Consider the following 9,352-nt stretch of genomic DNA (forward strand, 5'->3'; position numbering starts at 1 on the left):
TATGCGGCAGTGCAACATAAATGTGCGCCTGCGTCATAACCCGCGACATCCGGCATGAACCCGCCCCACTGACTTCATACGCTGCCACGGCCAGCACCGCCAGAGCAGCCCGCGGCAGCCACCCTTCGCCCCGGGATGAACGACAGCACCGCGAAGGCCGCCACGCTTCAGCCGCGCGGGATCCGCTCGCGCGAGCCCGATAGCTCGCCCCGTGATGAGCCGTGGCGGCGGCGATGGGAGCCTTCTGCCTCGGGCGGTGGCGTCGTCATGAAGGCGCAGGCGACCGCAAAACAGCTCATCAGCGTCAACGTTCGCATCGGATAATCCAGCAGCGAGTGCAACAGCAGCAAGCCGACCGACAGGCTGGCCGCGCTGGCCAACATCCGCTGGTCCCCGCTCGCCGCGTAGAAGCGTGACAGCCAGATCGTCCAGAACCGCTTGCCGAACCAGATGAGGAAGATGGCAATCACGATCGCCGCGAGAACGCCGCCCTCAAGCGTCAGCTCAAGATAGTCGTTATGCGCGTGGTTGATGAAGAAGACGATGACGTCGGACGGCTGTTCGAAGGCCTTGAACACCGGCACGAATGTCCCGAAGCCCGACCCCGCGAAGGAATACTGTTCGATCGCCTCCATCGTCAGCCGCGCGATGGAGGCACGAGCGCTGTCGGAAACCGAACGAAATATCAGCAGCTGGATCAGCCCGAGCTGCAGCACGACGGCAAACACGAGCAACGCGCCGCCGGCGATGATCACCGGCCAGCGTCCGAGCCGGGACGGCCCCGCTGTACGCCAGGCGATAAAGGCCGAGCCGAGCAGCGACACGACGCCGAGTGCAATTCCCGCGCGCGAATAGGCGGACGAGAGCCCGACCAGGAGGCTCGCGACCACCCCGCCGCCGAACACCATGCCAAGTACACGCCGTCGCCCGCGGCTACCCCGCATTTCGCGCAGGGTCCACATGACGGCCAGCGGAATCATTACATAGATCAGAGCAGCATAGTGATTGCGATTGGCGAAGAACCCGATCGCGAAGCCGGCACGTCCCGCGCCGTCCATCGTGATATCGGAAACATCGCGGCTCAGCAGTTGAACGATGCCGAGGAGGCCGCTGATTCCCGCCACCGCCAACGCCCCCACCAACAATGCATAGCGACGGCTGGTCTCGAGCTGAATCGTCGCGACGAACAGAGCCGTTGCCGGCAGCAGGGAGAGAAAGGAATAGAGCGTCGCGAAGGGGGCCAGGCTGAGCGGGCGCCAGCCGATCGGCAATCCAGCGGCCTGAAGGACTTCGACCACCGCGGCGCGCCCCGGCAACCCAGTCCAGAGCGACGGCGGCAGGGGCACAAGCTGCAACAGCGGCACGGCCAGCGCCAGAACCGGAATCAAGAGCACCCAACCCCAACCCGCCTGCCAACGGGTGTGCATGAGCCTTGAAAGCGACAGCACGAGCAACGGAACGCTGATGATCTCGATCAGCTGATCGGAAAACGCTCCAACGGCCGTGTCGCCGCCAAGAAGAACCGCGGTCGCGAAGACGGCACAGGCGTAAAGGAACAGGACGCGGTCATAAAGAGTCTGACCACGATCGTGAGAATGTGACGCGAGGAGAGCTGTGTCAGACATGATCACCCTCCTGCGGCCGGTGTTGTACCGGCATCCGGAGGTTGCACCGAAACAATCGAGAGGTCATCGACCCACAAAGTTCCCTGAACACGCCGCTCGGCGTCGATACGAGCCGGAAGTTCAAGACGAATGGTCTGATAGTCGCAGAACTGCGGCGGCACGTCGAACTCGACCGAAAAGCGGGTCCATCCCGAAGTCCCCGAGAAGGACGGCGAGGAATCCAGCTGCGTTTCGCCCCGCGCTCCATTGCAGTAGATGCCCCATGACAGGCCACGACTCGTGACGAGGTCCTGGGTCTTCGTCATGCCGGACAGCTTATAGCGACCAGGATCGAGAATGAGCGTCTGGCGGACATGGCGGAAGTCCATCGGCGAACCACCAAAGGTGACCCTGAGCGACGAGCTTCCCTCGCCCGGATCATCGGGGTCGGCGACAATCTCCATTCCGCGTGCCTTGGCGATGGTCCAATCAAAGGGTAGCCCGCTGGCAGGCAATTCAAAGCCGCCATTGTAGAGCAGTGCCAGCGACCGCATCTGATCGGCCGGCTGAAGGCTTGTCCAAATGACGTAGGCCTGTCGGCTGGCGCCGCCCTTGATCAGCCTGTCGAAATACGCGTTCCAACTCGTATTGAAGGGCATCCCGTCCACCGGTGGCAGACTGGCCATGAAGTCCGGGAACAGTTCCGGATCACCCTGACTCGCGAAGAGATCGAGGAATGTCCTGCGCCAGGGCGACTGCTCCGAAACTGCAGTCAGGATGAAAGGTCGCGCCTGCTTATCGCTGGTCAGAGACACAAGCACCGCCATGACATAGCGCGAGTTCGGCTGTTTGATATCTTGCCGCAACATTGCCTTCGCGGCCTCGGTCGCCGTCGCGAAGTCTCGGGCTGCGACCGCATCGTCGAACTTCCAACGCAATGTGGGCGTGTGTCGCCGTGTTCGTTCGTAGATCAGATTGCGATATCGGGCCACGGCCGCCTTGTCCCCTGCGCCGTCCGCCGCATAGGCGAGAATATCGAGAGCTCCGATATTCAGCGGACTGAGTTCGAGCGCCCGATTCGCCGCCGCCCTTGCCTCGTCGAGGGCCGGCGGCTGCACAATCAGTGCGCTGACGCCCTTTGCGAGGTCGCCGGTGACGCCATCACTGTGCCAGCCGGCATCCGCAATCGGGGAGACCACATCGTCGGCACTGAAATGCTGGCTGATGAAAACGATCGCGACCAGAGAAACAAACGCCGCGACCACGCCCTTGGCTAGCAGCACGGCCTTGGGTGAACTCCAGTGCCACCGCGCCGTGCGCGAGCCGCCGCTCCGCGTGCTTGAGCGCGACTTGCTCCGCCGTCGGCGGCCGGTTGTGTCAGTCATGGCGGAACCACCTCCGCAGCGAGCCTTCGCCGCTGGTCAACGCGATGATCCTTGCCGACAGGCGGCTCAGCCATCGACCCGAAGCGGGACCCAGACATGGCGAAGCTGATACTTCCGCCGACGCTCGGCTCCTTCGGTTCCAACGGGTGTTGGCGCTTTGGCGTCCTGCGGTTCGGCCGCAAGCACCGGCAATTGCGCCGCCGCCCCGGCGAGCGCCGCCGACGCAGCCAGCACCCGCACCGACAGGCCGGCCAGATTCGGATTGGGATTCCGGTCCGGATGGAGCCATTTCAGGAGCCACTTCCTGTGGTCTTGAACGAGCTCCGGCGACGCCCCGGCGGCCAGGCCAAGCGTTCGATGCGGATCCGATTCCTGTCCGAACAGCACCACCAGGAGATAGAGCGTCGCAATTCGCATGAGGGCCGGCTCGTCGAGACCGGTCTGGGCCACCGCAAAGGCACACGAGATCGGGCAGCCTGCCGCGATCTTGATGACCAGAATGATTTCGGGCGGCAAGGGCGAATGTCGGATTCCCCGCGCGAGACCCGGCGAACGATAGAGACGGACCGCAACCGTCAATGCAGCGTCCGGCTTGGACGCGCCGCTGACGGCCTGCGCAGCGACAGGGGCCCGCGACCTTGTCGCCGGCGTACGGCCGCGCCGCAATTGAGGCCCCTGATAATGACGCATATTCGATTTCCAGCCCTGCGCGCCCGGTTTGCCCGCAGCTGCGGCGAGAGGCTACCCGATGCATGCTCGTATCGCCAGACCTCAGTGCCATCCGGTTGCAGCGTCAGGCCGCGGGCAGCGAGGGTTGTGGTTGGTTATCCTTGCCATACCCATAGTAGTCGTAGCCGTAGTAGGCGTAGCCATAGCCGGCCTTCTGCGCATTGAACTTCGTCAGGATACCGCCGAGCAACTGGCTGTTGGTCATCGACAGCCGCTTCGTCGCCGCCTTCACGGTCTCAGCGGGCGTTTCACCGGCCGAACAGACGATCAGCGTGCCATCGGCTACGCTCGATAGCAGCAATGCATCGGCCAGCCCCATGACGGGCGCGCTATCGACAATGATGAGATCGAACTGGTCCCGCAGCTCGGTGAGCAACGTCAGCATCTTCGGACTGGAAAGAAGCTCTGCCGGATTCGGCGGGATCGGCCCCGACGAAATCACCGAAACATTCGCAACGCCCGAATCACGGATGATCGACTCGGATTCGATGCTTCCGGTGAGGAAATTGCTGAGACCGTAGCTGTTGTCGATGCCGATGATCTTGTGCATCGACGGATTGCGCAGATCCGCGTCGATCACGAGGACGTTCATGCCGATCTGGCCAAACATGCGCGCAAGCGTCGTGACGGTCGTCGTCTTGCCTTCTGACGGGCGGGCGCTGGTGACGACGAAGTTTTTCGGCACACCGCGATCAGTCGAAAACTGCAGCGCCGTTCGCGCGCTTCGATAGGCTTCCGAGATCGCTGAATGCGGATCCTCGAGCACCGACTGGACCGACTGATCGGCCGGCAACACGGGAATAAGCCCCAACACCGGAATGCCGAGCAGCACTTCCATCTGGTCGGGCGTCTTGATCGTGTTGTCGAAATATTCGAGGCCAAATGCGGCGCCGAGACCAAGTAGCATGCCTGCAAACAAGGCCAGGGCGACGTTGAAGGCAAGACGCGGCGAATAGGGTGCGCCCGGGAGACTGGCCGAATCAACGATCGAAAGTCCATTGGCGGCAACGCCACCGATGACGCTGATTTCCTTATAGCGTTGCAGCAAACCGTCATAAAGCGTGCGGTTGGTGTCGGCCTCGCGCTGCAACATCGTATATTCGACGCTTCGATTGCGCGTATCGATAAGTTCGGCGCGCGTCGAATCGAGATTTGTTGTCAATGCCTGCTCACGCTGGACCGCCAACTCATAGGTTGACCGTATCGTATTCTTGGTCTTCTCGACCTCTTCCGCGATCTGCTGGTCGATATCGCTGATCCTGGCCTTCAGCGCCACCATCATCGGAAAGCCTGGCTTGAAGGTCAGCTGCTTCGATTGATAATCGGCAAGAAGATCCGAACGCGACGCACGAAGCTGGTTGATGATCGTCGGTGATTGCTCCGTCGTCGGAATGTCCGAATATTCCTTGACGTCCTTCACTTGCAACCACAGTTGCTCGGCGTTTGCGCGGTCGACCGACGCCTTCCCGAGGGCCGTATTGAGATCCTCCAGCTTCTGGGAAAGGATCGTCTTCTGATCGTCCAGTGTGACGAGCTTTTCCCGGTCGGCATAGGCGACCACCTTGCGCTCGGAGTCCTCGAGCTTCAGCTTGACCTGTTGCAATTGGTCCTCGAGGAACAAGCGCGCATAGGTCGTCGCGTCAAAGCGGCGATCGAGATTGGCCTTGATGAAACCGGACGCCAGAGCATCCGCTATCCGCTGCGCTCTGCGCGGGTCGGTGTCGCTGTAGCTGATCGTCAACAACCGCGAGGCCTTGACCGCCTTCGCGGTGGTATTGTTGTGAACCGTGCTGATCGCCGCCTTCTGGCGGGACTCGAGCGAGCGCTGCCCGTCATCGCCGGACGAGCCGAAGATGAGACCCTTGGCGCGCGCGATCAGCGAACGATTGACCGGATTGACGAACGTGGGATCGTCGGCAAGCTTCAGATCGTTGACGACGCGCTCTGCGAGCGAGCGACTGCCGATCAACTCGACATAGGTAGCAATCTCGGTCTGGTCGCTCCCGCCACCGTTCTCCGGATCGAGCGACTTATCGTTCAAGACATTGACGGTATCGGATGACGTTTCGATCGTCACGTCGGCCATATACAGTGGCGTTGCCGTCAACGTCATGACGATGCCGAGGACAAGGCAGGCGCCGACGATGCCGCCAATCACGTAGCGGTGCTTCATGACGACGCGGAAGATGCGGCCGATGTCGAGGCCGAGCTTCTCCACCTGCGTGTCGGCCGGCGGCGGTCCATAGAGATTCTGCGACACGGCCGTCGACGGCTTCGTGGGCGCAGTCGATGCGCTCCACGTCGTCACAGCCTTGTCTGATCTCGGGTCGTCGCTCATCAAGTCCTCCTGAGTATCAGGCCCGGATTACCTATATCCCACCGACTCTGGCAACGAACGAGGCTGCCGGCACCGCGGAGAGGAAGTCCGCCCATGCGCTGCGCACACCCGAAGTCGGCACCACGATGGTGTCGCCGCCGTAAACGATCGGATCGGTCGCCAGGCCCTTGCGAATCTGTGCGACGTCGAAGCGAGCCGCCATGCGCTTGCCGCCGATCTCGCGGAAGATCACGACATTGGCCGGATCAGCCTGGCGCGGAAGACCGCCGGCCAGTGCGATATATTCAAGCAGCGTCGATCCGCCCTTCGAGACAGGGAAGATGCCCGGCTTGACCACCGTACCATCGACGGTGACCTTCTGGCTGTTGAAGCCGGTGACCGTTACCGAGACCTGCGGCTGCTGCAGATAGGAGGCCGCCAGCTTGCTGGTGATCTCCTTCTGCACTTCCTGAGCTGTGCGGCCGGCGGCGCGAACATTGCCGACCAGCGGCAAATTGAGCATCCCATCCGAACCAACCTGGAAGCTGCCCGAGAGATCGGGAACCTGGAACACGACAATGTTCAGAGCATCAAGCGGACCAAGCTTGTACTGCAGCGCATTCGCCTGGTCGAAACTCGGCGCCGGCAGCGCGCCCGCCCCCGCGCCAGCGGGAAGTCCCGCCTGGGCGGCCGAGAACGTACCCTTGGACACAGGCGCGGTAGCATAGCTACTCATGGTTGCTTCGTTCGACGGGGTAGACACCGAGGAACAAGCGGCCAGTAAAGTGGCGATCAGAACAACCGCGATGGACATTCGAACGGGCACTGGAACTCCTGTCGCGCAGAGCTTCGCGGTGACCCGCGCTGCATATATCAACTACACCAGCCGAGCGGAATGATGCAATGCGGGATCGTCTCGCACTGCACCATGCAACACGCGGATCTATGATGCCCTGCTCCGGCGTCCGAAGCCGAACCGAGCCAACAATCCTTTTTGAGTCTCGCTTCTCGTCGAAAGATCCGCCGCCGGTCGCGATGGCATGAGGTCCGGAGAAAGGTTGTCGATGATAGCCTGCGGCCGCGTCGACGTCATGTGAATGCTCTCTGCCTCACCCAATCGCTCCGCGACCAGATCGCGAGCATGCGACAGATTCGGGGGGCGGCCGGTGAGGTTATGAGCATCCGTCGCGAGGATATGCACGAGCCCCTCGTCGATCATCTTGTCGGCGAAGTGCCGCACGCGCCGGCCGAATTGGCCCGTGATTGATCCGGCGGTGATCTGCATGAGTACGCCCATCTTCACCAGGCGCTCCATCACCGCGTAATGGCTCTCGATCCACGACAGCCGCTCGGGATGCGTCAGGATCGGTACATAGCCGGCCGACATGATCGAGAAGACATTGTCCTCGATGCGCGGCGGCGGCACATGGTGCGGCGGCTCGAACAGGAAATAGCGAGAGTTGTTGAGCGAGGGAATGCGGCCGGATTTGAGCCCGGAGGTCAGTTCGACATCCATATGGACATCGGCGCCGACCACCAGCTTCAAATCGATTCCTTCTTCGGCGAAGCGCGCCGAGAGAACCGCCATCCGCTCCTCGATAATGGCCCGGTTATTGTTGTAGACGCCCGGCATGATGTGCGGCGTACAGGCGGTGACCGTGATGCCATCGGCAACGGCAGCGCGTGCCATGGCGATCGAGACGTCGATGTCCGGAGCGCCGTCGTCAATTCCAGGCAGTATGTGACAATGAAGGTCGATCAAGCACTCAACTCCCGCCGTGAGGCGCGTGCATCTGTTCCCCGCATCAGCCCACCGATCCCGGCCGCGAACAGCCGACAATACCACGACCTCGCTGCAGCGAGGACCTGACGTTCCTCCTCAGGCAACGTCCTTCTTTAAGCCTAATTGTGGCGTAATTGCGCCGCACAAACGATATTGCACTGCAGCAGATCAATCAAGACCCTGGCGCGAAGCCAACAGCTGCGCCACGGCAGCCGCTTTTGGCCGCAGCCGTGCAATGGCTTTCGGCAGCCGGGTCAGCGCCTCCTGCTGCGTCATCCCGGCCAGGATGTCGCGGTCGTAGACCATTGACAGGATGTACCAGTCGAACAGTCCGAACGTGCCGACATCGTTGCTGTCGTTGTAGAGCGAAAAAGGCAGCTGGTCGCTGTCGTTGGCCGGCCCCAGCGCTTGCGTCAGCTCTTCCGCCAGACAGCTTGCGAACGCCTCGTCGCCGCGATCGGCCAGGACGAAGACATAGGCGCGGTCGAGCACACCGGTCGTGCGGTTCCACATGATCGTGGAGCAGCGGTTACCCTCGAGGAACGATGCCTGATCGCCCTTTGGCAGTGCATCCGCGATCACGCGTCGATAGTTGGACCGATTGACGAGAAAAACGAACACCTGCGCTTTGGCCGGATCGTCCGCTATCGCGATTTTCAAATTGGGCACCGTGCGGGCGAGAAGCTTGACGAACGAGCGGACCTCGCCCTCCCGCGACGGCACGGAACTGTTGTCGAGCACGAGCACACTGACAGGATCGATGAACTTGTTGACATACTGGCCGGCCATCGCGCTCGACTTCGGCCCTTCGCGCCCAAACACGGTCAGCATGAATCCGCGCATCAGATCGGCGGACGCATAGTCTGCGACGGGCGGCGTGGCGGGCGCGGCAAAAGCGATGGCCGGCAGAACAACAAGCGCCAGCAAGGCGGCCGTCCATCGACGGCGCTTTCGTCCGCGCGCCGCGAGAACTCGGACGGTAGAGGTGAGACAGGGTGCCAGCATCTTGCCATGCTCCAGACGGTTGCTCTTTTATCGGCGGCGCCTCTCACCAGCGCAACCTTCCGCATGGACGCAACATGCGCGCTGCCGCTATTGACCCACCGCCGCGCGCCGACTAGGTTCCGCGCACTTTCGCGCAGGTCCCTGACGAGCCCGTAGCTCAGCCGGTAGAGCACGTGACTTTTAATCATGGGGTCATGGGTTCGAATCCCATCGGGCTCACCAGGACCTCGCGACGTCTGCCGGCATCGGGCGCCTCTCCGCGCGCTCGAGCCTGCGGACAACGGCCGAACCGACCATCCCGCGATGCCCCGCGACATAGACCCGCCGCTTCGAGAGCGAAAACTCGGTCATCGACAGCAACCCTTCCTTGAGTGAACGCTTCAGTCTGGCCTTGTGCGGCGCAGCATTGCCCGAAACGCGCCGCTCTGTCGAGATCGGCGGCTCCAAGCGAGGAGCGCGCGGAGAGGCGCCCGATGCCGGCAGACGTCGCGAGGTCCTGGTGAGCCCGATGGGATTCGAACCCATGACC

The 9,352-nt window shown here is 62.3% G+C and carries 7 protein-coding genes and 1 tRNA gene; 1 reads left to right on the forward strand and 7 read right to left on the reverse strand.

The features are described 5' to 3' along the window. Window positions 1-167 precede the first annotated feature (167 nt). The 7 genes from LB518_RS16720 to LB518_RS16750 all read right to left on the reverse strand — a co-directional run bounded on the left by LB518_RS16720 (window position 168) and on the right by LB518_RS16750 (window position 8,745). Window positions 168-1,625 carry an O-antigen ligase family protein gene (locus LB518_RS16720; protein ID WP_224578658.1) on the reverse strand — a complete coding sequence of 486 codons (1,458 nt, stop codon included), beginning with the start codon at window positions 1,623-1,625 and terminating at the stop codon, window positions 168-170. A 2-nt stretch (window positions 1,626-1,627) separates the two neighbouring features. Then, window positions 1,628-2,989, reverse strand: a complete 1,362-nt coding sequence (locus LB518_RS16725) for a carbohydrate binding domain-containing protein (RefSeq protein WP_224578659.1) — start codon at window positions 2,987-2,989, stop codon at window positions 1,628-1,630. Window positions 2,990-3,055: 66 nt separating this feature from the next. Next, window positions 3,056-3,568 (reverse strand): J domain-containing protein, encoded by a 513-nt coding sequence (locus LB518_RS16730; RefSeq protein ID WP_224578660.1) that lies wholly within the window; start codon window positions 3,566-3,568, stop codon window positions 3,056-3,058. Between the two features lie 214 nt (window positions 3,569-3,782). Next, on the reverse strand, window positions 3,783-6,056 hold the full coding sequence (locus LB518_RS16735; protein WP_224578661.1) for a GumC family protein: 2,274 nt from the start codon (window positions 6,054-6,056) through the stop codon (window positions 3,783-3,785). A gap of 31 nt (window positions 6,057-6,087) precedes the next feature. Beyond that, the gene (locus LB518_RS16740) at window positions 6,088-6,771 is read right to left on the reverse strand and encodes a polysaccharide biosynthesis/export family protein (protein WP_224578662.1); all 684 of its coding nucleotides are present in this window, start codon (window positions 6,769-6,771) and stop codon (window positions 6,088-6,090) included. A 207-nt stretch (window positions 6,772-6,978) separates the two neighbouring features. After that, window positions 6,979-7,797, reverse strand: a complete 819-nt coding sequence (locus LB518_RS16745) for a tyrosine-protein phosphatase (RefSeq protein WP_224578663.1) — start codon at window positions 7,795-7,797, stop codon at window positions 6,979-6,981. Between the two features lie 189 nt (window positions 7,798-7,986). Further along, entirely contained in the window at window positions 7,987-8,745 is a 759-nt protein-coding gene (locus LB518_RS16750) for a DUF2927 domain-containing protein (RefSeq protein ID WP_224578664.1), read from the reverse strand. 224 nt (window positions 8,746-8,969) lie between these two features. Here LB518_RS16750 and LB518_RS16755 point away from each other — a divergent pair. Further along, window positions 8,970-9,045, forward strand: a tRNA-Lys gene (locus LB518_RS16755). Window positions 9,046-9,352 lie beyond the last annotated feature (307 nt).

It is taken from the genome of Mesorhizobium sp. BR1-1-16 (assembly GCF_020165495.1).
Classification (GTDB): Bacteria; Pseudomonadota; Alphaproteobacteria; order Rhizobiales; family Kaistiaceae; genus Kaistia.

Excerpts from the sequence above, each read along its gene's own strand:
- LB518_RS16720 (WP_224578658.1), bottom strand. The coding sequence starts at position 1,625 with ATGTCTGACACAGCTCTCCTCGCGTCACATTCTCACGATCGTGGTCAG.
- LB518_RS16725 (WP_224578659.1), bottom strand. The coding sequence starts at position 2,989 with ATGACTGACACAACCGGCCGCCGACGGCGGAGCAAGTCGCGCTCAAGC.
- LB518_RS16735 (WP_224578661.1), bottom strand. The coding sequence starts at position 6,056 with ATGAGCGACGACCCGAGATCAGACAAGGCTGTGACGACGTGGAGCGCA.
- LB518_RS16740 (WP_224578662.1), bottom strand. The coding sequence starts at position 6,771 with ATGAGTAGCTATGCTACCGCGCCTGTGTCCAAGGGTACGTTCTCGGCC.